The 24,044-nt window shown below is 67.4% G+C and carries 26 protein-coding genes; 20 read left to right on the top strand and 6 right to left on the bottom strand.

What is annotated here, in order from left to right; genetic code table 11:
• Positions 1–107 precede the first annotated feature (107 nt).
• The 7 genes from gshB (at position 108) to AT700_RS01995 (ending at position 6,073) form a co-directional block, all read left to right on the top strand.
• Complete coding sequence (gshB, locus tag AT700_RS02025; RefSeq protein ID WP_003100943.1) at positions 108–1,061, top strand: glutathione synthase; 954 nt, start codon at positions 108–110, stop codon at positions 1,059–1,061.
• Between the two features lie 146 nt (positions 1,062–1,207).
• Positions 1,208–2,101: an energy transducer TonB gene (locus AT700_RS02020; protein ID WP_003162015.1), complete on the top strand. Its 894-nt coding sequence runs from the start codon at positions 1,208–1,210 to the stop codon at positions 2,099–2,101.
• A 48-nt stretch (positions 2,102–2,149) separates the two neighbouring features.
• Positions 2,150–2,719: a YqgE/AlgH family protein gene (locus AT700_RS02015; RefSeq protein WP_003100947.1), complete on the top strand. Its 570-nt coding sequence runs from the start codon at positions 2,150–2,152 to the stop codon at positions 2,717–2,719.
• Entirely contained in the window at positions 2,719–3,153 is a 435-nt protein-coding gene (ruvX, locus tag AT700_RS02010) for a Holliday junction resolvase RuvX (RefSeq protein WP_003121753.1), read from the top strand. The genes AT700_RS02015 and ruvX overlap by 1 nt, the downstream gene beginning before the upstream one ends.
• A 111-nt stretch (positions 3,154–3,264) precedes the next feature.
• Positions 3,265–3,777, top strand: coding sequence for a bifunctional pyr operon transcriptional regulator/uracil phosphoribosyltransferase PyrR (gene pyrR, locus AT700_RS02005; RefSeq protein WP_003084574.1), 513 nt, complete (start codon positions 3,265–3,267; stop codon positions 3,775–3,777).
• Positions 3,778–3,800: 23 nt separating this feature from the next.
• Positions 3,801–4,805 carry an aspartate carbamoyltransferase catalytic subunit gene (locus AT700_RS02000; protein ID WP_003084569.1) on the top strand — a complete coding sequence of 335 codons (1,005 nt, stop codon included), beginning with the start codon at positions 3,801–3,803 and terminating at the stop codon, positions 4,803–4,805.
• Positions 4,802–6,073, top strand: coding sequence for a dihydroorotase (locus AT700_RS01995; protein WP_003128956.1), 1,272 nt, complete (start codon positions 4,802–4,804; stop codon positions 6,071–6,073). Before AT700_RS02000 ends, AT700_RS01995 begins: the two co-directional genes overlap by 4 nt.
• A gap of 226 nt (positions 6,074–6,299) precedes the next feature.
• Here AT700_RS01995 and AT700_RS01990 read toward each other — a convergent pair whose 3' ends face one another.
• The 3 genes from AT700_RS01990 to AT700_RS01980 all read right to left on the bottom strand — a co-directional run bounded on the left by AT700_RS01990 (position 6,300) and on the right by AT700_RS01980 (position 9,501).
• Entirely contained in the window at positions 6,300–7,484 is a 1,185-nt protein-coding gene (locus tag AT700_RS01990) for a cystathionine gamma-synthase (protein WP_023086800.1), read from the bottom strand.
• Complete coding sequence (locus AT700_RS01985) at positions 7,481–8,854, bottom strand: pyridoxal-phosphate dependent enzyme (RefSeq protein ID WP_015502220.1); 1,374 nt, start codon at positions 8,852–8,854, stop codon at positions 7,481–7,483. Before AT700_RS01985 ends, AT700_RS01990 begins: the two co-directional genes overlap by 4 nt.
• Positions 8,855–9,096: 242 nt before the next feature.
• Positions 9,097–9,501 (bottom strand): NINE protein, encoded by a 405-nt coding sequence (locus tag AT700_RS01980; protein WP_003084560.1) that lies wholly within the window; start codon positions 9,499–9,501, stop codon positions 9,097–9,099.
• 154 nt (positions 9,502–9,655) lie between these two features.
• Here AT700_RS01980 and czcD point away from each other — a divergent pair, with 154 nt between their 5' ends.
• The gene (czcD, locus tag AT700_RS01975; protein ID WP_003100957.1) at positions 9,656–10,555 is read left to right on the top strand and encodes a CDF family zinc transporter CzcD; all 900 of its coding nucleotides are present in this window, start codon (positions 9,656–9,658) and stop codon (positions 10,553–10,555) included.
• A 7-nt stretch (positions 10,556–10,562) separates the two neighbouring features.
• Here czcD and pilU read toward each other — a convergent pair whose 3' ends face one another.
• Together pilU and pilT are read right to left on the bottom strand one after the other, a co-directional pair.
• Positions 10,563–11,711 carry a type IV pilus ATPase PilU gene (pilU, locus tag AT700_RS01970; RefSeq protein WP_003100959.1) on the bottom strand — a complete coding sequence of 383 codons (1,149 nt, stop codon included), beginning with the start codon at positions 11,709–11,711 and terminating at the stop codon, positions 10,563–10,565.
• A gap of 177 nt (positions 11,712–11,888) precedes the next feature.
• A complete protein-coding gene (gene pilT, locus AT700_RS01965; RefSeq protein ID WP_003084552.1) occupies positions 11,889–12,923 on the bottom strand; it encodes a type IV pilus twitching motility protein PilT in 1,035 nt (344 codons plus the stop codon).
• Positions 12,924–13,137: 214 nt separating this feature from the next.
• Between pilT and AT700_RS01960 the strand changes: the two genes are divergently transcribed.
• From AT700_RS01960 to AT700_RS01905, 12 genes are all read left to right on the top strand, one after another.
• On the top strand, positions 13,138–13,830 hold the full coding sequence (locus AT700_RS01960) for a YggS family pyridoxal phosphate-dependent enzyme (RefSeq protein ID WP_003084549.1): 693 nt from the start codon (positions 13,138–13,140) through the stop codon (positions 13,828–13,830).
• A gap of 11 nt (positions 13,831–13,841) precedes the next feature.
• Complete coding sequence (gene proC / locus AT700_RS01955; RefSeq protein ID WP_003084546.1) at positions 13,842–14,663, top strand: pyrroline-5-carboxylate reductase; 822 nt, start codon at positions 13,842–13,844, stop codon at positions 14,661–14,663.
• 10 nt (positions 14,664–14,673) lie between these two features.
• A complete protein-coding gene (locus tag AT700_RS01950; protein WP_003084544.1) occupies positions 14,674–15,267 on the top strand; it encodes a YggT family protein in 594 nt (197 codons plus the stop codon).
• Positions 15,264–15,560, top strand: a complete 297-nt coding sequence (locus AT700_RS01945) for a DUF167 domain-containing protein (protein ID WP_031628111.1) — start codon at positions 15,264–15,266, stop codon at positions 15,558–15,560. Before AT700_RS01950 ends, AT700_RS01945 begins: the two co-directional genes overlap by 4 nt.
• Before the next feature lie 107 nt (positions 15,561–15,667).
• A complete protein-coding gene (locus AT700_RS01940; protein WP_003459259.1) occupies positions 15,668–17,635 on the top strand; it encodes a dynamin-like GTPase family protein in 1,968 nt (655 codons plus the stop codon).
• Positions 17,636–17,723: 88 nt separating this feature from the next.
• Positions 17,724–18,863: a homoserine O-succinyltransferase MetX gene (gene metX, locus AT700_RS01935; RefSeq protein ID WP_048520713.1), complete on the top strand. Its 1,140-nt coding sequence runs from the start codon at positions 17,724–17,726 to the stop codon at positions 18,861–18,863.
• 7 nt (positions 18,864–18,870) lie between these two features.
• Positions 18,871–19,491 carry a methionine biosynthesis protein MetW gene (gene metW, locus AT700_RS01930; RefSeq protein ID WP_003084530.1) on the top strand — a complete coding sequence of 207 codons (621 nt, stop codon included), beginning with the start codon at positions 18,871–18,873 and terminating at the stop codon, positions 19,489–19,491.
• Positions 19,492–19,622: 131 nt separating this feature from the next.
• Entirely contained in the window at positions 19,623–20,042 is a 420-nt protein-coding gene (locus AT700_RS01925; RefSeq protein WP_003100965.1) for a DUF4426 domain-containing protein, read from the top strand.
• Positions 20,039–20,632 carry an RdgB/HAM1 family non-canonical purine NTP pyrophosphatase gene (rdgB, locus tag AT700_RS01920; RefSeq protein ID WP_003084527.1) on the top strand — a complete coding sequence of 198 codons (594 nt, stop codon included), beginning with the start codon at positions 20,039–20,041 and terminating at the stop codon, positions 20,630–20,632. The genes AT700_RS01925 and rdgB overlap by 4 nt, the downstream gene beginning before the upstream one ends.
• Before the next feature lie 120 nt (positions 20,633–20,752).
• On the top strand, positions 20,753–21,907 hold the full coding sequence (gene hemW, locus AT700_RS01915; RefSeq protein WP_003117893.1) for a radical SAM family heme chaperone HemW: 1,155 nt from the start codon (positions 20,753–20,755) through the stop codon (positions 21,905–21,907).
• Between the two features lie 80 nt (positions 21,908–21,987).
• A complete protein-coding gene (locus AT700_RS01910; RefSeq protein ID WP_003084525.1) occupies positions 21,988–22,311 on the top strand; it encodes a DUF3392 domain-containing protein in 324 nt (107 codons plus the stop codon).
• Between the two features lie 61 nt (positions 22,312–22,372).
• Positions 22,373–22,630 carry a hypothetical protein gene (locus tag AT700_RS01905; RefSeq protein ID WP_003084524.1) on the top strand — a complete coding sequence of 86 codons (258 nt, stop codon included), beginning with the start codon at positions 22,373–22,375 and terminating at the stop codon, positions 22,628–22,630.
• A gap of 12 nt (positions 22,631–22,642) precedes the next feature.
• Here the strand turns inward: AT700_RS01905 and AT700_RS01900 are convergent, their stop codons facing one another.
• On the bottom strand, positions 22,643–23,989 hold the full coding sequence (locus AT700_RS01900; RefSeq protein WP_003114884.1) for a DUF1329 domain-containing protein: 1,347 nt from the start codon (positions 23,987–23,989) through the stop codon (positions 22,643–22,645).
• Positions 23,990–24,044 lie beyond the last annotated feature (55 nt).

Here is a 24,044-nt window from a genome sequence, read left to right as displayed (position 1 = left end):
TTTCCTTGACCAAGCGCAAACGGGGCGCCAACCTGAGCGTCAAACCCGCTTGCCACGCGGCCTCCCCGCCGCGACCGGACAACCCACCCCCTTTCGGAGGAATTCCCATGAGCGTACGCCTCGGGATCGTCATGGACCCCATCGCGCGCATCAACTTCAAGAAGGACAGCTCGCTCGCCATGCTGCTGGCTGCCCAGGCCCGCGGCTGGTCGCTGTTCTACATGGAACAGCAGGACCTCTACCAGAAGGCCGGCGTCGCGCGTGGACGCATGCGCCCGCTGAAGGTCTTCAACGATGCCTCCCGCTGGTTCGAACTGGAAGCGGAAAGCGACCAACCGCTGCACGAACTGGACGTGATCCTGATGCGCAAGGACCCGCCCTTCGATAACGAATTCGTCTATTCGACCTACCTGCTGGAACAGGCCGAGCGTGCCGGCGCCCTGGTGGTGAACCGGCCGCAGAGCCTGCGCGACTGCAACGAGAAGTTCTTCGCCACGCAGTTCACCCAGTGCACTCCGCCGACGATGGTCAGCCGGCGATCCGATATTCTGCGCGAGTTTGCCGCCGAGCATCGTGACATCATTCTCAAACCCCTGGACGGAATGGGCGGTTCGTCGATATTTCGTCACCGCGAAGGCGACCCGAACCTCTCGGTGATCCTCGAGACCCTCACCCAGCATGGCAGCCAGCAGATCATGGCACAGCGCTATCTGCCGGAAATCAAGGACGGCGACAAGCGCATCCTGATGATCGACGGCGAACCGGTGCCCTACTGCCTGGCGCGCATCCCCGCCCAGGGCGAGACTCGCGGCAACCTCGCCGCCGGCGGCCGCGGCGTGGCCCAGCCGCTGAGCGAGCGCGACCGCTGGATCGCCGCCGAGGTCGGCCCGCACCTGCGCGAGCGCGGCCTGCTGTTCGTCGGCCTCGACGTGATCGGCGATTATCTGACGGAAATCAACGTCACCAGCCCGACCTGCATCCGCGAGATCGACCAGGCCTTCGACACCCGCATCGGCGACAAGCTGATGGACGCCATCGCCGCCCAGCTGGCTGCCCGCTGAATCGCACGGGCGGGCCTCGGTCCGCCCGCCTCGGCCCGGCCGATGCGCCACGGCGAGCGACCGCGTGTCCAAGGCGCGGAGTGCGTCATAGACTTTTCCGCCCCCCATCGGCAGACTTCGCCCCACGCCAGCCACCACGATCCGCAATGAACGCCGCCGTCCTCAAGTCCCCCTCCGCCGCTGCCGGCGTCCGCCCGGCGGACCGTTTGGGCTTCACCCTGTTCATCGCAGCCATCCTGCACGTCGCCCTCATCCTCGGGGTGGGCTTCTCCATGCCCGCGCCGAGCCAGATCAGCAAGACCCTGGAAATCACCCTGGCCACCTTCAAGAGCGACAAGGCGCCGGAGAAGGCCGACTACCTCGCGCAGATGAACCAGCAGGGCAGCGGAACCCTGGAGCACAAGGCCGCGCCGAAGACCACCGAGGTCGCGCCATTCCAGGACAACCAGGTGAAGAAAGTCGCGCCGCCGGCAACGCCGAAGCAGGCCAGGAGCGAAGAGGCGCCCAAGGCCGCGGTGACCACCACCCGCCAGCGCCAGCAGAAGGCACCGAGCAAGACCCAGGCACAGAAGGCCGAGCAGGTCGCCAAGCCGGCGCCGCATTTCGACTCAACCCAGCTGTCGGCGGAAATCGCCAGCCTCGAGGCCGACCTGGCCAAGGAGCAGCAGGCCTACGCCAAGCGCCCGCGCATCCACCGCCTGAGCGCCGCCTCGACCATGCGCGACAAGGGCGCCTGGTACAAGGAAGACTGGCGCAAGAAGATCGAACGCATCGGCAACCTCAACTACCCCGACGAGGCCCGCCGGCAGAAGCTCTACGGCAGCCTGCGGCTGCTGGTGTCGATCAACCGCGACGGCACCATCTACGAGGTGCAGGTGCTGGAGTCTTCCGGCGAGCCGATCCTCGACCAGGCCGCCCAGCGCATCGTCCGCCTGGCCGCGCCCTATGCGCCGTTCAGCGGCGACCTGGCCGACATCGACCGGCTGGAGATCATCCGTACCTGGCGCTTCGAACGCGGCGACCGGCTGTCCAGCAAGTAGCGCCGGCAAGGCTGGCTTTCTCGCGTCCGAAGCAGGACACTAGCGGCCATGAAACAGAGCAGCCCAACCTACCTCAAGCATCATTTCCTGATCGCCATGCCGCACATGGCCGACCCCAATTTCGCCCAGACCGTGACCTACCTGGTCGAACACAACGAGCAGGGCGCCATGGGCCTGGTGATCAACCGTCCCAGCGGCCTCAACCTGGCGGAAGTCCTCGAACAGCTCAAGCCGGACGCCCTGCCGCCGGCGCGCTGCCAGCACATCGACATCTACAACGGCGGCCCGGTGCAGACCGACCGTGGCTTCGTCCTCCACCCCAGCGGCCTGAGCTACCAGTCGACCCTGGAACTGGGCGAGCTGGCGATGTCCACCTCGCAGGACGTACTGTTCGCCATCGCCGCCGGCACCGGCCCGGAAAAGAGCCTGATCAGCCTTGGCTATGCCGGCTGGGAAGCCGGCCAGCTGGAGGCCGAACTGAGCGACAACGCCTGGCTGACCTGCCCGGCGGACCCGGCGATCCTCTTCGACCTGCCGCCCGAGGAGCGCCTCAGCGCCGCCGCCGCGCGCCTGGGCGTCAACCTCAGCCTGCTCACCGCCCAGGCCGGTCACGCCTGATGGTCAGCGACAAGCCGCTGCGCCTGCTGCTGGGCTTCGACTACGGCACCCGGCAGATCGGCGTCGCCGTCGGCCAGGCGGTGACCGGCCAGGCCCGCGAGCTGTGCGTATTGAAGGCGCAGAACGGCGTGCCGGACTGGAACCGGGTGGAAGCGCTGATCAAGGAATGGCAGCCGGACGCCATCGTCGTCGGCCTGCCGCTGAACATGGACGGCAGCCCAAGCGAGATGAGCGAGCGCGCGGAAAAGTTCGGCCGCCGCCTCAACGGCCGTTTCAACCTGCCGGTCTTTACCCACGACGAACGCCTCACGACCTATGCCGCCAAGGGCGAGCGCCTGGCCCAGGGCCAGCGCGACGGCTACCGCGAGCGACCGGTGGACGCCCTGGCCGCCGCCCTGCTGCTGGAAGGCTGGCTGGCCGAACACCCGGATTGACCCATGGCAGCCGGCACGCCGCCGTTTGCCATTATGCTTTCGCCACCGCGGGCGCCTCCCTACAGCGGGCTCTCCCGGCGGCCATCCCATCGATGTCAGCGAGGAGCCACCATGAGCCTACCCAATCCCGCCGAACTCCTGCCGCGCATGGCCAGCGACCTGCGCGCCCATCTCGCCGAGCGCGGCATCGAGCGGCCGCGCTTCGTCGGCATCCATACCGGCGGCATCTGGGTCGCCGAGGCGCTGCTGAGGGAACTGGGCAACCAAGAGCCGCTGGGCACCCTCGACGTCTCCTTCTACCGCGACGACTTCACCCAGAACGGCCTGCATCCGCAGGTCCGCCCGTCGGCGCTGCCGTTCGAGATCGACGGCCAGCACCTGGTCCTGGTGGACGACGTGCTGATGAGCGGCCGTACCATCCGCGCCGCACTCAACGAACTGTTCGACTACGGCCGTCCGGCCAGCGTGACCCTGGTCTGCCTGCTCGACCTGAACGCCCGGGAGTTGCCTATCCGCCCCGACGTGGTCGGCCAGACCCTGTCCCTGGGTCGCGATGAACGGGTAAAATTGGTCGGTCCCGCACCGCTCGCCCTCGAGCGCAAGGTCCTTTCCTCCGCTTCCTGATCCTCTTCACTAGGGCCTGCCCCATGCCGACAGACGCCAAGCGCCCGCTGCAGCTCAACGACCAGGGCCAGCTGCGCCACTTCATCTCGCTCGACGGATTGCCCCGCGAGCTGCTCACCGAAATCCTCGATACCGCCGATTCCTTCCTGGAGGTAGGCGCCCGCGCGGTGAAAAAGGTCCCGCTGCTGCGCGGCAAGACCGTCTGCAACGTGTTCTTCGAGAACTCCACGCGCACCCGCACCACCTTCGAGCTGGCCGCCCAGCGGCTGTCGGCCGACGTGATCAGCCTGAACGTATCCACCTCTTCCACCAGCAAGGGCGAGACGCTCACCGACACCCTGCGCAACCTGGAGGCGATGGCCGCCGACATGTTCGTGGTGCGCCACAGCGACTCGGGCGCGGCGCACTTCATCGCCGAGCACGTCAGCCCCAACGTGGCGGTGATCAACGGCGGCGACGGACGCCACGCGCACCCCACCCAGGGGATGCTCGACATGCTGACCATCCGCCGGCACAAAGGGAACTTCGAGCAGCTATCGGTGGCGATCGTCGGCGATATCCTGCATTCGCGAGTAGCCCGTTCGAACATGCTGGCGCTCAAGACCCTGGGTTGCCCGGACATCCGCGTGATCGCCCCGCGCACCCTCTTGCCGATCGGCCTGGAAGAGCAGTACGGCGTGCGCGTGTTCACCAACGCCGACGAAGGCCTGAAGGACGTCGACGTGGTGATCATGCTGCGCCTGCAACGCGAGCGGATGCAGGGTGGCCTGCTACCCAGCGAGGGCGAGTTCTTCAAGCTCTACGGCCTGACCGAGAAGCGCCTGAAGCTGGCCAAGCCGGATGCCATCGTCATGCACCCTGGCCCGATCAACCGTGGCGTGGAGATCGAGTCGGCGGTGGCCGACGGGGCCCAGTCGGTGATCCTCAACCAGGTCACCTACGGCATCGCCATCCGCATGGCGGTGCTGTCCATGGCCATGAGCGGCCAGAACACCCAACGCCAGCTGGAACAGGAGGACGCCGAATGACCATCAGTATCCGAGGCGCCCGCGTCATCGACCCGGCCAGTGGCCTGGACCAGGTCGGCGACCTCCATATCGAGGCTGGCAAGATCGTCGCCATCGGCGCCGCGCCGGCCGGCTTCAGCGCCCAGAAGACCCTCGACGGCGCCGGCCTGGTGGCCGCGCCGGGACTGGTCGACCTCAGCGTCGCCCTGCGCGAGCCGGGCTACGGACGCAAGGGCAACGTCGAAAGCGAGACCCGCGCCGCCGCGGCCGGCGGCACCACCAGCCTGTGCTGCCCGCCCTACACCCGGCCGGTGCTGGACACCCCGGCGGTGGCCGAGCTGATCCTCGACCGCGCCCGCGAGGCCGGCAACGCCAAGGTCTACCCCATCGGCGCGCTGACCCGCGGCTTCGGCGGCGAGCAACTGTCGGAACTGGTGGCCCTGCGCGACACCGGTTGCGTGGCCTTCACCAATGGCCTGCATGGCTTCGCCAGCAACCGCATCCTGCGGCGCGCCCTGGAGTACGCGGCGACCTTCGACCTGACGGTGATCTTCACCTCGCAGGACACCGATCTCGCCGAAGGCGGCCTCGCCCACGAAGGCCCGACCGCCAGCTTTCTCGGCCTCGCGGGGATCCCGGAAACCGCCGAGACCGTGGCCCTGGCCCGCAACCTGCTGCTGGTGGAACAGAGCGGCGTGCGCGCGCACTTCAGCCAGTTGACCAGCGCCCGCGGCATCGAACTCGTCGCCCAGGCCCAGGCCCGTGGCCTGCCGGTGACCTGCGACGTGGCGCTGTACCAGTTGATCCTCACCGACGAAGCGCTGGTGGGCTTCTCCAGCCTCTACCACGTGCAACCGCCGCTGCGCACCAGGGCCGACCGCGAAGCCCTGCGCGAGGCGGTGAAGAACGGCGTGGTACAAGCCATCGCCAGCCACCACCAACCCCACGAGGCGGACGCCAAGAACGCGCCGTTCGCCGCCACCGAGCCGGGCATCAGCGGCGCCGAGCTGCTGCTGCCGCTGGCGATGACGCTGGTGCAGGACGGCCTGCTCGACCTGCCGACCCTGCTCGCCCGCCTCTCCCACGGCCCGGCCCAGGCACTACGCCTGCCTGCCGGGCGCCTGGCGGTCGGCCAGGCCGCCGACCTGGTGCTGTTCGACCCGCAGGGTTCGACCCTGGCCGGTGAGAGCTGGTACTCGAAGGGGCAGAACAGCCCGTTCGTCGGTCACTGCCTGCCGGGACGAGTGCGTTACACCCTGGTGGACGGACACCTGACCCACGAGGGTTGATCCCTGCCACCACGAAAAAGCCCGCCATCCGGCGGGCTTTTTCATCTTCGCGTTCGCGATTCCGGGGGCGTATCCGTTGCCGGGGTGGGCGCCCTATCCCAACCTCTGCCACCAACCCGCCTCAACGGCAGGGCGAATAACGCGGAGCGTTATCCGCCGAGGCATGCTCGCCGGGAACACCCGATGGCCGGCAGCCGCGCCGGTCGGCGCCGCTCCCTGCGGAGCCTCAGATCTTCGCCAGTGCCTGCGCCAGGTCGGCCTGCAGGTCCTCCAGCGCCTCGACGCCCACCGACAGGCGGATCAGCGAGTCACCGATGCCCAGGTCGGCGCGGGTTTCCGCCGGGATGCTGGCGTGGGTCATGATCGCCGGATGCTCGATCAGGCTTTCCACCCCGCCCAGGCTCTCCGCCAGGGAGAAGATCCGCACGTTCTCCAGGAAGCGCCGGGCGCCGGCCAGGTCGCAGCGCAGGTCGAGGGAGATCATCCCGCCGAAGCCACGCATCTGCCGTTTCGCCAGCTCATGCTGCGGGTGCGAAGCCAGGCCGGGGTAGTAGACCCGCGCCACCTGCGGCTGGCGCTCCAGCCACTGGGCCAGGGCCAGGGCGTTGCTGCAATGGCGCTCCATGCGCAGCGCCAGGGTCTTCACCCCACGCAGGGTGAGGAAGGCGTCGAACGGCCCGGAGATGGCGCCCACCGAGTTCTGCAGGAAGCCCAGGCGCTCGCGCAGGTCCGGGTTGTCGCCGACGATGGCGATGCCGCCGATCACGTCGGAATGGCCGTTCAGGTACTTGGTGGTGGAGTGCACCACCACGTCGAAGCCCAGTTCCAGGGGGCGCTGGATGTAGGGGCTGGCGAAGGTGTTGTCGGCCACGCTGATGATGCCGCGGGCGCGGCAGAGCTGGGCGATGGCGCGCAGGTCGGTGAGGCGCAGCAGCGGGTTGCTCGGGGTTTCCACCCAGACCATGCGGGTTTCCGGGGTCAGCGCGGCCTCGAAGGCCTGCAGGTCGGTCGGGTCGACGAAGCTGAAGCGATGCCCGGCGCTGCGCCGGCGGACCCGCTCGAACAGGCGGAAGGTACCGCCGTAGAGGTCATTGCCGGAAACGATGTGGGAACCGGCGTCGAGCAGCTCCAGCACCGAGGAGATCGCCGCCAGGCCGGAGGCGAAGGCGAAGGCCTGGTTGCCGCCCTCGAGGTCGGCCACGCAGCGCTCCAGGGCCCAGCGGGTCGGGTTGTGCGAGCGGCCGTAGTCGAGCCCCTTGTGTACCCCGGGGCTTTCCTGGATATAGGTGGAGTTGGCATAGATCGGCGGCATGATCGCGCCGGTCGAGGGATCGGGGGCCTGCCCGGCGTGGATGACCCGGGTCGCGAAGGCCTGGGCCGGGGCGTCGGGATGCTGGTCGTGCTGGCTCATGTGAGCTTTCTCCGCAAATGGTTCAACAGGTCGAAACGGGTGATCAGGCCGTGGAAGCCGCTGGCATCGGCAACGATCGCCACCAGGCCGCGGTCCAGGACCGCCTGCAACTGGGCCAGGCTGGCGCCGGGCGCGAGGGTTTCCGGCGCGGCGTTCATCGCGCTGCTTACCGCATCGCGGAAGCGTGGCGCGTCGGCGTGGACGCCGAGCAGGATATCCGACTCGTCGATCACACCGACCAGTTTTCCATCGTCCAGCACCGGCAATTGCGAAACGTCGGCCAGGCGCATGCGCTGGAAGGCGGTGAGCAGGGTGTCGTCCGGACCGACGCTGATCACCCGGCCCTCCTCGAAGCGCCGCGCGATGATGTCGCGCAGGTCGCCGTAGTGCTTGCGTTGCAGCAGGCCCTGGTCGGTCATCCACTGGTCGTTGTAGATCTTCGACAGGTAGCGGGTGCCGGTGTCGCAGACGAAGCTGACCACCCGCTTCGGCTCCTTCTGCTCGCGGCAGAAGCGCAGCGCCGCGGCCAGCAGGGTGCCGGTGGAGGAGCCGCCGGGAATGCCCTCGACGCGCAACAGTTCGCGGGCCATGGCGAAGCTTTCCTCGTCGCTGATGGAATAGGCATGGCGCACGCTGGAGAGGTCGGCGATGGCCGGTACGAAGTCCTCGCCGATGCCCTCCACCGCCCAGGAACCCGGCGTACCCAGGGTGCCGGAGCGGGAGTACTCGGCCATGATCGAGCCCTCGGGGTCGGCGAGCACCATCTCCAGCTCCGGCTGGACCTTCTGGAAGAACCGGGTAAGGCCGGTCAGGGTACCGGAGGAGCCGACGCCGACGACGATGGCGTCGAGATCGTGGCCGGTCTGCGCCCAGAGCTCCGGGCCGGTGCCGCACTCGTGGGCCAGCGGGTTGGCCGGGTTGTTGAACTGGTCGGCGAAGAAAGCGCCGGGAATGTCTTGCGCCAGGCGCGCGGCAACGTCCTGGTAGTACTCCGGATGGCCCTTGCCGACGTCCGAGCGGGTGATGTGCACCTCGGCGCCCATGGCGCGCAGGTGCAGGACCTTCTCGGTGGACATCTTGTCCGGCACCACCAGCACCACCCGGTAGCCCTTCGCGCGGCCGACCAGGGCCAGGCCGAGACCGGTGTTGCCGGCGGTGGCCTCGACGATGGTGCCACCGGGCCGCAGGCGGCCGTCACGCTCGGCGGCCTCGATCATGGCGACACCGATGCGATCCTTGATGGAGCCGCCGGGGTTCTGCGATTCGAGCTTGAGGTACAGGGTGCAGGGGCCGGTATCGAAGCGCGTCACGCGAACCAGCGGGGTGTTGCCGATCAGGTCGAGCACGGCGGGACGTGAGTCGGAAGTCATCTTTTCTCCTTTCGGTGTTTCCGCACGGAGCGATACGGTGCGCGGCCTCGTGAGCCATTGCACCTATCCGTTCTGGGGCTTGCAGACCATAGGGGCTGGCGCGCGCGGGCGCCAATAACCTACAGGTAGAACGTTAGAACCTTTGGTTCCTTAAGTCCCGCCGGAGGAATTCCCTGCCGACCGTGGCGCCACCCATGAAAAAGCCCGCCGGATGGCGGGCTTCTCGCACCTGGCGACGAGCCTCAGATGCGCTGCGGCCCGTTGCGCTCGGACACCTGTCCGTTGAGGGTCCAGAAGTCGTAGAGCACGCCGAGGAAGAACAGGCCGCCGGTGAACAGGTAGATGATCCCGGTGATCCACTTGCCCATGTACATCCTGTGCACGCCGAGCACGCCGAGGAAGGTCAGCAGGATCCAGGCCACGTTGTAGTCCAGGTTGCCGCCTTGGAAGCGCCGGTCGGCCTCGCGGTCCATCGACGGGATGAGGAACAGGTCGATGATCCAGCCGATGAAGAACAGGCCGAAGGTGAAGAACCAGATCGTCCCGGTGATCGGCTTGCCGTAATAGAAGCGGTGCGAACCGGTGAAACCGAAGATCCACAGCAGGTAGCCGATGGCCTTGCTATGGGTGTCGTGCTGTTGAGTCATGCGTCCCCCCTCGTTCCGTGCGCGGCTGCGGCCGCGCTTGAGCCGCAGGTTAGCGGAGCGGCGGACGCCGCGCCAGAGCGGCCCGGCGCATGACAGTTTTGCAATTGCCTATCCTGTAGGCTGGTGCTGCCGCCACCGCCCCACAGGAGCCGCCATGAGCGCCGGACACGAGCACAGCTTCGCCCAGACCAACTCGACCCGCCTGAAATGGGCGTTGCTGCTGACCGGAAGCTTCCTCGTCGCCGAGGTCGTCGGCGGCATCCTCACCGGCAGCCTGGCGCTGATCTCCGATGCCGCGCACATGCTCACCGACGCCGTGGCCCTGGCCATCGCCCTGGCCGCGATCAACATCGCCAGGCGCCCGACCAACGATCGCCTGACCTACGGCTACCACCGCTTCGAGATCCTCGCCGCGGCGTTCAACGCCTTCCTCCTGTTCGGCGTGGCCTTCTATATCCTCTACGCGGCCTACGAGCGGCTCAACCAGCCGGCGGAGATCCAGTCCGTGGGCATGCTGGTGATCGCCGTGCTCGGCCTGCTGGTGAACCTGGCCAGCATGCGCCTGCTGGCGCCGGCCCAGGGCAACAGCCTGAACGTCAAGGGCGCCTACCTGGAGGTCTGGAGCGACATGCTCGGCTCGCTGGGGGTGATCGTCGCCGCGATCGTGATCCGTTTCACCGGCTGGGCCTGGGTCGACTCGCTGGTGGCGGTGCTGATCGGTTTCTGGGTCCTGCCGCGCACCTGGATCCTGCTGCGCGAGAGCCTGCATGTGTTGCTCGAAGGGGTGCCGAAGGAAATCCAGTTGGCCGAGCTGCGCGAAGCGCTGCTGGGGATTCCCGGCGTGACCGGGCTGCACGACCTGCATGTGTGGTCGATCACCAGCGGCAAGATCAGCCTGACCAGCCATCTGGTGTACGACCCGGCCCTGGTCGATGCCGAGGCGCTGCTGGGAACGGTGAAGGCGCTGCTGCACGACCGCTACGAGATCGAACACAGCACCCTGCAACTGGAAACCTCGGCCTGCGCCCAGGCCGAGGAGCCGCTGGCCTACTGAAGACGGTTCAGCGGAAGCGCCGGCCGGCAGGGTCGTCGTCGGTGATTTCCAGGCTCAGGCCCTGGGTCAGGCTCGACAGGTGGTCGGCGTCGCTTTCCGAACCGAGCTTGATCATCAGACGCAGGTCGTTGGCCGAGTCGGCGTGGGCCAGGGCGTCCTCGTAGGTGATCTCGCCCTGGGTGTAGAGCTGGTACAGCGCCTGGTCGAAGGTCTGCATGCCCTGCTCGGTGGAGCGCTTCATCAGCGGCTTCAGCTCGTGCACCTCGCCCTTGCGGATCAGGTCGGCGGCCAGCGGGGTGTTCAGCAGCACCTCGATCACCGCCCGCCGCCCCTTGCCGTCGGGGGTCGGCACCAGTTGCTGGGCGACGATGGCCTTGAGGTTCAGCGACAGGTCCATCCACACCTGGCCATGACGGTCGGCCGGGAAGAAGTGGATGATCCGCTCCAGCGCCTGGTTGGCGTTGTTCGCGTGCAGGGTCGCCAGGCACAGGTGGCCGGTCTCGGCGAAGGCCACGGCGTGGTCCATGGTCTCCCGCGAGCGCACCTCGCCGATCATGATCACGTCCGGCGCCTGGCGCAGGGTGTTCTTCAGCGCCACCTCGAAGGAGTCGGTGTCCAGCCCCACCTCGCGCTGGGTGACGATGCAGCCCTGGTGCTGGTGGATGTACTCGATCGGGTCCTCGATGGAGATGATGTGCCCGGTGGAGTTCTTGTTGCGGTAGCCGATCATCGCCGCCAGCGAGGTGGACTTGCCGGTGCCGGTGGCGCCGACGAAGATCACCAGGCCGCGCTTGGTCAGCGCCAGCTTCTTGAGGATTTCCGGGAGCTTCAGCTCTTCCAGGGTCGGGATGTTGGTCTCGATCCGGCGCAATACCATGCCCACCAGGTTGCGCTGGTAGAAGGCACTGACCCGGAAGCGGCCGATGCCGCGGGCGCTGATGGCGAAGTTGCACTCATGGTTCTCGGCGAAATCGCGGCGCTGCTGCTCGTTCATCACGCCTAGCACGGTCTCGCGGGTCTGCTCCGGCGACAGCGGCGTCTTGGTCACCGGCATCACCCGGCCGTTGACCTTCATCGACGGCGGTACGCCGGCGGTGATGAACAGGTCGGAGCCGCCCTTTTCCACCATCAGGCGCAGCAGCTTTTCGAATTCCATGATGTTCTCGCTCACTCAGGGGCGCGCCGCGACGGCGAGCCGGATGCGGGCGAGCGGGCGCTGGACGCGCTCGCCGGCAAGGATAGGTAGGAATGCGCCTACGGTACCGCTCTCCCGCTCTTGAATCCTAGACGCAGTTCCGGGATTCGGGCGAAGCGCGGCGGATCGGCGCCAGGATCAGAAGTTTTCCGGGATCTTCGCCTTCTCGCGGGCGTTCTCGCGGCTGATCAGGCCCTTGGCGACCAGGCCCTTGAGGCACATGTCGAGGGTCTGCATGCCCAGCGAGCCGCCGGTCTGGATCGCCGAATACATCTGCGCGACCTTGTCCTCGCGGATCAGGTTGCGGATCGCCGGGGTGCCGATCATGATCTCGTGGGCCGCCACCCGGCCGCCGCCGATCTTCTTGATCAGGGTCTGCGAGATCACCGATTGCAGCGACTCGGAGAGCATCGAGCGAACCATGGCCTTTTCCTCGGCCGGGAACACGTCGACCACCCGGTCGATGGTCTTCGCCGCCGAGGTGGTGTGCAGGGTGCCGAATACCAGGTGGCCGGTCTCCGCCGCGGTCAGGGCCAGGCGGATGGTTTCCAGGTCGCGCATCTCGCCGACCAGGATGATGTCCGGGTCCTCCCGCAGCGCCGAGCGCAGCGCTTCGCTGAAGCCGAGGGTGTCGCGATGCACCTCGCGCTGGTTGACCAGGCACTTCTTCGATTCGTGGACGAATTCGATCGGGTCCTCGATGGTGAGGATGTGGTGGTACTTGGTGTTGTTCAGGTAATCGAGCATCGCCGCCAGGGTGGTGGACTTGCCCGAACCGGTCGGCCCGGTGACCAGTACCAACCCGCGCGGGACGTCTGAAACACGTTTGAACACTTCTCCCATGCCAAGCTCCTCCATGGTCAGTACCTTGGAGGGAATGGTCCGGAATACCGCGCCGGCGCCACGGTTCTGGTTGAAGGCGTTGACCCGGAAACGCGCGACGCCCGGCACCTCGAAGGAGAAGTCGGTCTCGAGGAATTCCTCGAAGTCCTTGCGCTGCTTGTCGTTCATGATGTCGTAGATCAGCGCATGCACCTGCTTGTGTTCCAGCGGTGGCAGGTTGATCCGGCGTACATCGCCATCCACCCGGATCATGGGTGGCAGGCCGGCGGAGAGGTGCAGGTCCGAAGCGCCCTGTTTGGCACTGAAGGCGAGCAGCTCGGTAATATCCATGGGACTCCCCAATTACAAGCAAGCAGGTAGAATGCCGCCAAAGCCGCCGTCTCGGACAAGGAAAACACCGGATGAGCCAGGGTGCTTCCAGGACACGCGTGGTGTCCTGCGCCAGACGCGGAACCTCGACACTGGAACAGGAAGATGGCCATCGAGGCCGGCGGTTTCGAGGGCGTCGAGCCGACGCCGACCGCACTTCCATAGGGCGCAGGTAATGTCCACGATAGCAGAGAATATTGCAAAGGTTGCCGCGCGCATCCGTGAGGCAGCGCAAGCTGCGGGGCGCGATCCGGCCACGGTCGGCCTGCTCGCCGTGAGTAAGACCAAGCCCGCCGCCGCGGTGCGCGAGGCGCACGCCGCCGGCCTTCGCGACTTCGGCGAAAACTACCTGCAGGAGGCCCTCGGCAAGCAGGCCGAACTGGCCGACCTGCCCTTGAACTGGCACTTCATCGGCCCCATCCAGTCGAACAAGACGCGGCCCATCGCCGAGCATTTCCAGTGGGTGCACTCGGTGGACCGGTTGAAGATCGCGCAGCGCCTGTCGGAGCAACGCCCGGCCGGGCTGCCGCCCCTGAATGTCTGCCTGCAGGTCAACGTCAGCGGCGAAGCCAGCAAGTCCGGCTGCGCCCCCGAGGACCTGCCGGCCCTGGCCGAGGCCGTGAAGCAACTGCCCAACCTCCGATTGCGTGGCCTGATGGCCATCCCCGAACCCACCGCCGAACGCGCCGCGCAACACGCCGCGTTCGCCCGCCTGCGCGAACTGCTGCTGGACCTGAACCTTGGCCTGGACACCCTGTCCATGGGCATGAGCGACGACCTCGAGGCAGCCATCGGCGAAGGTGCGACCTGGGTCCGCATCGGTACCGCCCTGTTCGGCGCCCGCGACTACGGCGCGCCGGCTTCTTGAAGGAATCCCCTATGAGCACACCCCGCATAGCGTTCATCGGCGCCGGCAACATGGCCGCCAGCCTGATCGGCGGCCTGCGCGCCCAAGGCGTGCCGGCGGCGCAGATCCGCGCCAGCGACCCGGGCGCCGAGCAACGCGCGAAGATCGCCGGCGAGTTCGCCATCGACGTGGTCGAGTCCAACGCCGAGGCCGTGGCCGACGCCGACGTCGTGGTCCTGTCGGTCAAGCCGCAGGCCATGAAAGCCGTGTGCCAGGCCTTGGCGCCGGCGCTGAAGCCGGAGCAACTGATCGTCTCCATCGCCGCCGGCATCCCCTGCGCCAGCCTCGAAGCCTGGCTCGGCCAGCCGCGCCCGGTGGTCCGCTGCATGCCCAACACCCCGGCGCTGCTGCGCCAGGGCGCCAGCGGGCTGTACGCCAACGCGCAGGTCAGCGCCGCGCAACGCGAGCAGGCCGGGCAGTTGCTGTCTGCGGTAGGCATCGCCCTGTGGCTGGACGACGAAGCGCAGATCGACGCGGTGACCGCAGTGTCGGGTAGCGGCCCGGCGTATTTCTTCCTGCTGATGCAGGCCATGACCGACGCCGGCGAGAAGCTCGGCCTGTCCCGCGAGACAGCCTCGCGCCTGACCCTGCAGACCGCCCTCGGCGCGGCGCAGATGGCGCTGTCCAGCGAGGTCGAGCCGGCCGAGCTGCGGCGCCGGGTGACTTCGCCCAACGGCACCACCGAGGCGGCGATCAAATCCTTCCAGGCCAACGGCTTCGAAGCACTGGTGGAGCAGGCCCTGAACGCCGCCAGCCAGCGCTCCGCCGAGCTGGCCGAACAGCTTGGCCAATAAGGAGTAGTCGATGATCGGCCTCAACACCGCTGCTATCTATATCCTCCAGACCCTCGGCAGCCTCTACCTGCTGATCGTGCTGCTGCGCTTCATCCTGCAGTTGGTCCGCGCGGACTTCTACAACCCCCTCAGCCAGTTCATCGTGCGCGCCACCAAGCCGCTGCTGAACCCGCTGCGGCGGATCATCCCCGGCTTCGGCGGGATCGACCTGGCCTCGCTGGTGCTGGCGATCCTGATCCAGCTGGTGCTGATGATCCTGATCCTGATGCTGATGGGCTACGGCGTCGGCGGCTTCATCATGCAACTGCTGATCTGGTCGATCATCGCCGTCACCTCGCTGTTCCTGAAGGTGTTCTTCTTCGCCCTGATCATCAGCGTGATCCTTTCCTGGGTCGCCCCGGGCAGCTACAACCCCGGCGCGCAACTGGTGAACCAGATCTGCGAACCGCTGCTGATGCCGTTCCGCAAGCTCCTGCCGAACCTCGGCGGACTGGATCTCTCGCCGATCTTCGCGTTCCTCGCGCTGAAGCTGATCGACATGCTGGTGATCAACAACCTGGCGGCCATGACCGGCATGCCCCAGCAGTTGAGCATCTTCCTCTGAGCTTCTACCGCTGGGACGGCGAGGACCTACTCCTCGATTGCCACCTGCAGCCCAAGGCGAGCCGCGACGAGTTCGCCGGGCTGCACGGCGAGCGCCTGAAGATCCGCCTCACCGCACCGCCGGTGGAGGGCAAGGCCAACGCCCATCTGCTGGCCTTCCTCGGCAAGGCCTTCGGCGTGGCCAAGAGCCTGGTGAGTCTCGAAAGCGGCGAGCTGAACCGGCAGAAACGGGTGCGCATCCGCCGTCCGACCCGATTGCCGGAGGAACTGGGGATCGCCGCTCGACCCGCTTGACCGACCTTACGTGCAGGAATGTGAAGCAGGCCAATTGACGCTCCCCCGCTCCCCCGCATAATCCACGCCATCCTTCCCCCGCCGGTCCCGCGCCCTGGAGCCCCTGGATGAGCATGGAAAGACTCAGCCATCAAATCGACGCCTACGTCGCCTGGAAGCGCGAGCTGATGCGGGAAATCACCCGCTATCGCGGCTGGCTGGAGCGCAGCCGGCTGAACAGCCCGGCGGTCGAGGCCAAGCTCGAACGCGCCCTGCGCCAACTGCGCGCGGACCACATCACCCTGGCCTTCGTCGGCGAGTTCTCGCGTGGCAAGACCGAGCTGATCAACAGCCTGTTCTTCGCCGGCTACGGCCAGCGCATGCTGCCGTCCCACGCCGGACGCACCACCATGTGCCCCACCGAGCTGTTCCACGATCCGCGCGCCGAGCGCAGCTACATCCGCCTGCTGCCGATCGAGACGCGCCTGGCCGACGCCAGCGTCGCCCAGTTCAAGCGCGTGCCGCGCCACTGGGTGAACATTCCGCTGGACACCGGCGACCCGGAGGGCATGGCCCAGGCCTTCGCCCAGGTCGCCAAGACCAAGGCGCTGCCGGTGGAACAGGCGATCCAGCTCGGCTTCCACCCGGACGCCCTGGAAGCCGCCGACGAGCCCGACCAGGTGCGCGTCCCGGCCTGGCGCCACGCCCTGGTCAACTTCGACCACCCGCTGCTGCGCCAGGGCCTGCGGATCCTCGACACACCCGGCCTGAACGCCCTCGGCAGCGAGCCGGAGCTGACCCTGTCGATGCTGCCCAACGCCCAGGCGATCCTGTTCCTGCTGTCCGCCGACGCTGGTGTCACCGCCTCGGACATGGAAATCTGGCAGAAGTACATCCAGCCACTGCGCGAGGACGGCCACAGCAGCCTGTTCGCCGTGCTGAACAAGATCGACGTGCTCTGGGACGACCTTTCCGGCGAGCGCTTCGTACAGAACGCCATCCGCCTGATCCAGGACGGCACGGCCCGCCAGCTCGGCCTGCAGCGCGGCGACGTGCTGCCGCTGTCGGCGAAGCAGGCGCTGCTGGCCAAGGTCCGCGGCGAACCGGCGCTGCTCGAACGCAGTCGCCTGGATCGGCTGGAAGCGCTGCTCTGCGAGCGCATCGTCGCGCAGAAGGAAGCGCTGCTGGAGAACTCCGTGCTCGGCCAGGTCCTTGGCCTGCTGCACAACAGCCAGCATCTGCTGCGCCTGCGCCTGGAGAAGGTCGAGGAACAGCGCGCGCTGCTCGACGACAAGCAGCGCGACAGCGGCCAACTGCTGTTCGAACTGACCGCGAAGACCAAGGACGACCACGGCCGCCACCACCGCCGCCTGCTCAACCTGAAGACCAACCAGCGCCTGCTGCAGCACCAGGGCGCGACGCTGCGCGAGACGATCCGCAGCGAACGCATGGAACAGCACCTGCAGAAGGTGCGGCGCAACCTCAACGGCAGCCTGACCACGGTCGGCATCAACCAGGCGATCCTGGCGTTCTTCCGCGCGGTGGAGCACGACCTCGACAACCTCGAGCACGAGGCCGGCATGGCCAACCGCATGGTCGCCGCCATCTACCGCCGGCACAACGAGGAGAACCCGCTCTACGCCCTCGACGCGCCGCAGCTACGGGTCCAGCGCTACCAGCGCGAACTGTTGCAACTGAAGAAGAAGGGCGACCAGTTCCGCCTGCAGCTGAAGACCGTGCTTACCGAGCAACGCCTGCTGACCCGGCGCTTCTTCGCCACCCTGGTGCAGGAGGTGGTCGGCCTGCACCAGCGCCTGCGCGAGGAAACCGAGCGCTGGGCCAACGACGCGCTGATGCCGCTGATGCAGCACACCCTGGAAAACAAACAGTTGCTCGAAAGCCACATGCTCCGCCTCAAGGGCCTGGCCCAGGAGACCCAGCAGGTACGCCAGCGCAGCCAGGCCTTCGCCGGGTTCGCCGGGGAATTGCAGGAACAGTTGCGCGAAGCCGGCGACATCCTCCGCCAGTTGCGCCGCCCCTCGCCCCTGCAGCGCCAGGCCAAGGTGGTCAACCTGCCCGGCTCGCAGCGCGCCTGACCCCGCTCCCACGGCGCGCGCCAGCGCGCTTGCCGCTGGGGGCGACGCTCTTTAGACTGGCGCCCTCCTTTGTTCGAGAGCAGGGTCGATGCCCACAGTCTTCCCCGACGACTCCGTCGGTCTGGTCTCCCCCCAGACGCTGCACTTCAACGAACCGCTCGAGCTGACCAGCGGCAAGTCCCTGGCCGAGTACGACCTGGTGATCGAAACCTACGGCGAGCTGAATGCCACGCAGAGCAACGCGGTGCTGATCTGCCACGCCCTCTCCGGTCACCACCACGCCGCCGGCTACCACAGTGTCGACGAGCGCAAGCCGGGCTGGTGGGACAGTTGCATCGGTCCGGGCAAGCCGATCGACACCCGCAAGTTCTTCGTCGTCGCCCTCAACAACCTCGGCGGTTGCAACGGATCCAGCGGCCCCGCCAGCATCAATCCGGCGACCGGCAAGGTCTACGGCGCGGACTTCCCGATGGTCACGGTGGAAGACTGGGTGCATAGCCAGGCGCGCCTGGCAGACCGCCTCGGCATCCGCCAGTGGGCCGCGGTGGTCGGCGGCAGCCTCGGCGGCATGCAGGCGCTGCAATGGACCATCAGCTACCCCGAGCGCGTCCGTCACTGCCTGTGCATCGCCAGCGCGCCGAAGCTGTCGGCGCAGAACATCGCCTTCAACGAAGTCGCCCGGCAGGCGATTCTTTCCGACCCTGAGTTCCTCGGCGGCTACTTCCAGGAACAGGGCGTGATTCCCAAGCGCGGCCTCAAGCTGGCGCGGATGGTCGGCCATATCACCTACCTGTCCGACGACGCCATGGGCGCCAAATTCGGCCGCGTACTGAAGACCGAGAAGCTCAACTACGACCTGCACAGCGTCGAGTTCCAGGTCGAGAGTTACCTGCGCTACCAGGGCGAGGAGTTCTCCACCCGCTTCGACGCCAATACCTACCTGCTGATGACCAAGGCGCTGGACTATTTCGACCCCGCCGCCGCCCACGGCGACGACCTGGTGCGCACCCTGGAGGGCGTCGAGGCGGGCTTCTGCCTGATGTCCTTCACCACCGACTGGCGTTTCTCGCCGGCCCGCTCGCGGGAAATCGTCGACGCCCTGATCGCGGCGAAAAAGAACGTCAGCTACCTGGAGATCGACGCCCCGCAAGGCCACGACGCCTTCCTCATGCCGATCCCCCGGTACCTGCAAGCCTTCAGCGGTTACATGAACCGCATCAGCGTGTGAGGATCCGATGCGCGCCGATCTCGAAATCATCCAGGAATGGATTCCCGCCGGCAGCCGCGTCCTCGACCTCGGCTGCGGCGACGGCGAACTCCTGGCCTGGCTGCGCGACCACAAGCAGGTCAGCGGCTACGGCCTGGAGATCGATCCCGACAACATCGCCCGTTGCATCGAAAACGGGGTGAACGTGATCGAGCAGGACCTCGACAAGGGCCTGGGCAACTTCGCCAGCGACAGCTTCGACGTGGTGGTGATGACCCAGGCGCTACAGGCCGTGCACTATCCGGACAAGATCCTCGAAGAGATGCTGCGGGTCGGCAAGACCTGCATCATCACTTTCCCCAACTTCGGCCACTGGCGCTGCCGCTGGTACCTGGCGCGCAACGGCCGGATGCCGGTCTCCGAGTTCCTGCCGTATACCTGGTACAACACGCCGAACATCCATTTCTGCACCTTCCAGGACTTCGAGCGCCTGTGCCGCCAGTTGCGCATGCGCGTGCTCGACCGCCTGGCCGTGGACCGTGACCACCGGCATGGCTGGGCCAGCCGGCTGTGGCCTAATCTATTGGGTGAGATTGGAATCTACCGGGTCACCGGACCCGGAGTGCAGACCCGCAACCTCGCCGTCTAGGAACGCGCCAGGCTGCGGGCCAGGGCCGGGCGCCCCTCCGCTCGTCCTCGGGAGAGCGCTGCCGAAGCCGGCCAAGGCCGCCGGCAGCAGACCATGGACAACGTCCATGCCACCTTTCAGGAGAAACCACCATGCGCCGCTTCACCGCTTTCGTCCTCGGCCTCTGCCTGAGCCTGCCGGTCCTCGCCGAGCAGGTGCAGCGCTTCGGCGACCTGGACGTCCACTACAACGTGTTCAACTCCAGCTTCCTCCAGCCCAACGTGGCCAGCGCGGTCGGCCTGGTACGCAGCAAGGCGCAGGGCGTGATCAACGTGGTGCCGATGGAGAAAGGCAAGCCGGTAGAGGCCGCCGTGACCGGCTCGGCCAAGGACCTGACCGGCAAGGTCATCCCCCTGGAGTTCCGCCGAGTCAGCGAGGAAGGCGCCATCTACAACCTGGCGCAATTCCCGATCAGCCAGCGCGAGACCCTGGTCTTCACCATCAAGGTCGAGGCCAAGGGCGAACCTGCGCAAACCTTCAGTTTCAACAAGGAAATCTTCCCGGACGAATGATCAAGCTCGAACAGCTGGTGCTGGCCAGCCACAATGCCGGCAAACTCAAGGAACTCCAGGCCATGCTCGGCGCCAGCGTGAAGGTGCGCTCGATCGGCGAGTTCAGCCAGGTGGAACCGGAGGAAACCGGTCTTTCCTTCGTCGAGAACGCCATCCTCAAGGCACGCAACGCCGCACGCCTCTCCGGCCTGCCGGCGCTGGCCGACGACTCCGGGCTGGCGGTGGACTTCCTCGGCGGCGCGCCGGGCATCTACTCGGCGCGCTATGCCGACGGCCGGGGCGACGCGGCGAACAACGCCAAGCTGCTGGAGGCCATGAAGGATGTCCCGGACGCCGAGCGCGGCGCACAGTTCGTCAGCGTGCTGGCGCTGGTGCGCCACGCCGACGACCCGCTACCGATCCTCTGCGAGGGCATCTGGGAAGGCCGCATCCTCCGCGAAGCCCGCGGCGCCCACGGCTTCGGCTACGACCCGCTGTTCTGGGTGCCGGAACGCGACTGCTCCAGCGCCGAGCTGGCGCCGGAGGAGAAGAACCGCCTCAGCCACCGGGCCCGCGCCATGGCCCTGCTCAAGCAGCGCCTGGGTCTCTGAGCCGCAACCGCCGGCGCCGCCCCCGGGCGGCGTCGGCACGGCGTTTCGTCCGGCCGCCTTGGAGGTTGGCCGAACTCATGCCACGATAGCGCCCCGAAACCGCCTCCACCCCGCCCCGCCGTGACCCAAGCCACCCCGTTCCAGCTCCCGCCCCTGGCCCTGTACGTGCACATCCCGTGGTGCGTGCGCAAGTGCCCGTATTGCGACTTCAACTCCCACGCCGCTGGCCCGGAGCTGCCCGAAGAGGCCTATGTCGACGCCCTGCTCGCCGACCTGGAGCAAGACCTGCGCCATGTCCACGGCCGGCGCCTGGGTTCGATCTTCTTCGGCGGCGGCACGCCCAGCCTGTTCTCGGCCAAGGCCCTGGGCCGGCTACTGGAAGGCGTCGAGCGCAGGGTCGGCTTCGCCGACGGCATCGAGATCACCCTGGAAGCCAATCCCGGCACCTTCGAACAGGTCAAGTTCGCCGACTACCGGCGCCTCGGCATCAATCGCCTGTCCATCGGCGTGCAGAGCTTCCAGGCCGACAAGCTGCAGGCCCTGGGGCGCATCCACGACGGCGCCGAGGCAGTGCGCGCCGCCGACATGGCGCGCCAGGCCGGCTTCGACAACTTCAACCTCGACCTGATGCACGGCCTGCCCGGGCAGAGCCTCGACGACGCCCTGGCCGACCTGCGCCAGGCCCTCGCCCTGGCCCCCACGCACCTCTCCTGGTACCAACTGACCATGGAGCCGAACACGGTGTTCTGGAGCCAGCCGCCGGAGCTGCCCGAGGACGACATCCTCTGGGACATCCAGGAAGCCGGCCAGGCCCTGCTCGACGAGCACGGCTACCGCCAGTACGAGACCTCCGCCTACGCCCGCGACGGCCTGCGCGCCCGGCACAACCTGAACTACTGGAGCTTCGGCGACTTCCTCGGCATCGGCGCCGGCGCCCACGCCAAGCTGAGCGCGCCGGACGGACGCATCGTGCGGACCTGGAAGACCCGCCTGCCGAAGGACTACCTCAACCCGCAAAAGGCCTTCCAGGCCGGCGAGCGCCCGCTGGAAGCGGCCGACCTGCCATTCGAGTTCATGATGAACGTGCTGCGCCTGGTCGACGGCGTCCCCGCCGCGCTCTACCCGCAGCGCACCGGCCAGCCACTGGCGGCGATCGCCGATGCCTGCGCCGCCGCGCGCGACGCCGGGCTGCTCGCCGACGACCCGCAGCGCCTGCGTCCCAGCGAACGCGGCCAGCTGTTCCTCAACGACCTGCTGCAACATTTCCTGCCGTGACGACGGATGCACGCCCATCCGTGCCGGCAGGCAGGTAAACTCCGCCGACCGACACGCCGATTCGTTACAAGGAACCCTCGATGGATTACGCGCTGGACCTGATCGCCACCCTGTCGCGCTGGAGCCGCAGCCACCTGTCGGACATTTCCCTGGCCATCATGGCCACCCTGCTGGTGCTGTTCGGCCCGGCGATCAACGCCTGGGTACAGCAGCGCATCGGCAGCCTCAACTTCGTCTTCCGCACCCTGCTGTTCGTGTTGATCTGCGCGGTCGGCTACGGCCTGGCGATGGTCTTCGTCACCCCCTGGCTGGCCAAGGGCCTCGGCTACTTCAACAACTACACCCTGGCGCCCGTGCTCCTGCTAGTGTTCTTCGTGATCGGCATGATCGCCGATCGCAGCTGAGCCCCCGGTCTCCCGGCGGCCAGCGCCGTCCCCAAGAGCGTCATGGCCTCCGGGAGCCCGCATGAAACCGATCAAGCACCTCTACCTGCATTTCACCGACGGCCAGCGCCTGTCGCTGCGCTTCCCGCGCCAGCAGGACGACCCGGCCGAGGTTGCCCGCAGCATCCGCCAGCAACTGGACACGCCCTATCTCAGCGTCGAGGTCGACGGCGACCTGCTGCTGATTCCGCGGGACAGCATCAAGTACCTGCAGATCAGCCCGGCGCCGGCGCGCCTGGACGACGACGGCACGCTACGCGGCGCCGAGCTGATCGTCTGAGGGCCGTCCGCCTCAGTTCCCCTCCCGGCGCAGCGCCTGCGGGGTGAAGTCGCGCGGCCCGACCTGCACGCCGAAGTCGTACATCGGCTCGTTGTTGTCCAGCCCATCGACGAAGTAGCGGCCGCCCTTGAAGTCGTAGATCGCTTCCAGGGTGCTGGAGACCAGCGGCACATCGTAGTAGTTGATCGGATGGACCTCCTGGGCCCGGGTCAGCACGCCATCCTTGTCGTAGATGTCGGCGGCGAGGATCTGCCAGCTGTCTTCGTCGAGGTAGAAGCGGCGCTTGGCGTAGGGATGGCTGAAGCCCTTGCGCAGGGTCGCCTCGACCACCCAGACGCGATGCAGCTCGTAGCGCAGCAGGTCGGGATTGATGAAGCGGCTCTTGAGGATGTCGCCATAGGCGAGGCCCTTCTGGTGCACCGCGTAGCTGTTGTAAGGCACCAGCATCTCGCGCTTGCCGAGCAACGCCCACTCGTAGTGGTCCGGTGCGCCGTTGTAGACATCCACGGTGTCCGCCGTGGCCATGCCGTTGGTATCCGGCTGCAGGCTGTCGTAGGCCAGGGTCGGCAAGCGCCGCACGCGCCGCTCGCCACGGTTGAAGCGCCAGGCCTTGCGGATCGACAGCACCTGGTCGAGGGTTTCCTGCACCACCAGCGCCGAACCGGCCAGGCGCGCCGGCGCGACCACCTTGTACTTGTAGTAGAACAACGTGTTGTCGAGGTTCTCCGGGATCATCCCCTCGCGGCCATAGACGAAGTACAGGTAGCGGTCGAGCTTGAGCAGGTTGTAGCTGCCGTTGGCCAGCACCGCCGCCTGGTTGGTCTGCAGGTGCAGTTGCTCGCCGCGGTAGCGCATGATGTGGTTCCAGATCGCTTCCTGGCCGCTCTGCGGCAGGGGGAAGGGCACGCCGGCGGCAGCGCCCTGCACGCCGTTGCCGTCGGCGATCAGCTCGGCGCGGCTGGCGTTGGCGCGGGTAGCGTCGTACAGGCGCTGCGGCAGGGATGCGCTGCGGCGGGTGGGGAAGACCCGCAGGTGGTAGTCCGGGTTGGCCTGCAGCAAGGCCTGGGTGCCCGGCGTCAGCAGCGCCTGGTAGGCGGCCATGTTGCGGCTGTCGAGGACCAGGCGCGGACGATCGGCGGCGAACGGGTCGAGGTGATGCATGCCGGGCCGGTAGCCGGCCGGCGCCTGGGTGATGCCGCCGGTCCAGGGCGGGATGCTGCCATCGGCGTTGCCGGCCCGCTCCGCCCCCAGCGGGGTCAGGTCCTGGTCCAGGCGTGCGGCCTGGACTTCGTCTACCTTGGCCTGCGCCGCCCAGGCGCAACCGGCCCCGAGCAACAGGATGCCCAGTTTCTTCAACACAGCAGTCTCCTTTGCAGCCGGCCGAGCCGTGCCGCTCTTATTATTGGATCCGGCC

This window comes from Pseudomonas aeruginosa, from assembly GCF_001457615.1.
Classification (GTDB): Bacteria; Pseudomonadota; Gammaproteobacteria; order Pseudomonadales; family Pseudomonadaceae; genus Pseudomonas; species Pseudomonas aeruginosa.
This window is presented reverse-complemented; position numbering and strand designations above follow the sequence as displayed.

What these genes read in the sequence shown, in the direction of transcription:
- metW (WP_003084530.1), top strand. Translation starts at nt 18,871, where the DNA reads ATGCGCGCCGATCTCGAAATCATCCAGGAATGGATTCCCGCCGGCAGC.
- AT700_RS01980 (WP_003084560.1), bottom strand. Translation starts at nt 9,501, where the DNA reads ATGACTCAACAGCACGACACCCATAGCAAGGCCATCGGCTACCTGCTG.
- AT700_RS02015 (WP_003100947.1), top strand. Translation starts at nt 2,150, where the DNA reads ATGAAACAGAGCAGCCCAACCTACCTCAAGCATCATTTCCTGATCGCC.
- proC (WP_003084546.1), top strand. Translation starts at nt 13,842, where the DNA reads ATGAGCACACCCCGCATAGCGTTCATCGGCGCCGGCAACATGGCCGCC.
- AT700_RS01910 (WP_003084525.1), top strand. Translation starts at nt 21,988, where the DNA reads ATGGATTACGCGCTGGACCTGATCGCCACCCTGTCGCGCTGGAGCCGC.
- AT700_RS01950 (WP_003084544.1), top strand. Translation starts at nt 14,674, where the DNA reads ATGATCGGCCTCAACACCGCTGCTATCTATATCCTCCAGACCCTCGGC.
- pilT (WP_003084552.1), bottom strand. Translation starts at nt 12,923, where the DNA reads ATGGATATTACCGAGCTGCTCGCCTTCAGTGCCAAACAGGGCGCTTCG.
- metX (WP_048520713.1), top strand. Translation starts at nt 17,724, where the DNA reads ATGCCCACAGTCTTCCCCGACGACTCCGTCGGTCTGGTCTCCCCCCAG.
- AT700_RS01940 (WP_003459259.1), top strand. Translation starts at nt 15,668, where the DNA reads ATGAGCATGGAAAGACTCAGCCATCAAATCGACGCCTACGTCGCCTGG.
- rdgB (WP_003084527.1), top strand. Translation starts at nt 20,039, where the DNA reads ATGATCAAGCTCGAACAGCTGGTGCTGGCCAGCCACAATGCCGGCAAA.
- pilU (WP_003100959.1), bottom strand. Translation starts at nt 11,711, where the DNA reads ATGGAATTCGAAAAGCTGCTGCGCCTGATGGTGGAAAAGGGCGGCTCC.
- AT700_RS01990 (WP_023086800.1), bottom strand. Translation starts at nt 7,484, where the DNA reads ATGAGCCAGCACGACCAGCATCCCGACGCCCCGGCCCAGGCCTTCGCG.
- ruvX (WP_003121753.1), top strand. Translation starts at nt 2,719, where the DNA reads ATGGTCAGCGACAAGCCGCTGCGCCTGCTGCTGGGCTTCGACTACGGC.
- gshB (WP_003100943.1), top strand. Translation starts at nt 108, where the DNA reads ATGAGCGTACGCCTCGGGATCGTCATGGACCCCATCGCGCGCATCAAC.
- AT700_RS01905 (WP_003084524.1), top strand. Translation starts at nt 22,373, where the DNA reads ATGAAACCGATCAAGCACCTCTACCTGCATTTCACCGACGGCCAGCGC.
- AT700_RS02000 (WP_003084569.1), top strand. Translation starts at nt 3,801, where the DNA reads ATGCCGACAGACGCCAAGCGCCCGCTGCAGCTCAACGACCAGGGCCAG.
- AT700_RS01985 (WP_015502220.1), bottom strand. Translation starts at nt 8,854, where the DNA reads ATGACTTCCGACTCACGTCCCGCCGTGCTCGACCTGATCGGCAACACC.
- czcD (WP_003100957.1), top strand. Translation starts at nt 9,656, where the DNA reads ATGAGCGCCGGACACGAGCACAGCTTCGCCCAGACCAACTCGACCCGC.
- pyrR (WP_003084574.1), top strand. Translation starts at nt 3,265, where the DNA reads ATGAGCCTACCCAATCCCGCCGAACTCCTGCCGCGCATGGCCAGCGAC.
- AT700_RS02020 (WP_003162015.1), top strand. Translation starts at nt 1,208, where the DNA reads ATGAACGCCGCCGTCCTCAAGTCCCCCTCCGCCGCTGCCGGCGTCCGC.
- AT700_RS01925 (WP_003100965.1), top strand. Translation starts at nt 19,623, where the DNA reads ATGCGCCGCTTCACCGCTTTCGTCCTCGGCCTCTGCCTGAGCCTGCCG.
- AT700_RS01995 (WP_003128956.1), top strand. Translation starts at nt 4,802, where the DNA reads ATGACCATCAGTATCCGAGGCGCCCGCGTCATCGACCCGGCCAGTGGC.
- AT700_RS01960 (WP_003084549.1), top strand. Translation starts at nt 13,138, where the DNA reads ATGTCCACGATAGCAGAGAATATTGCAAAGGTTGCCGCGCGCATCCGT.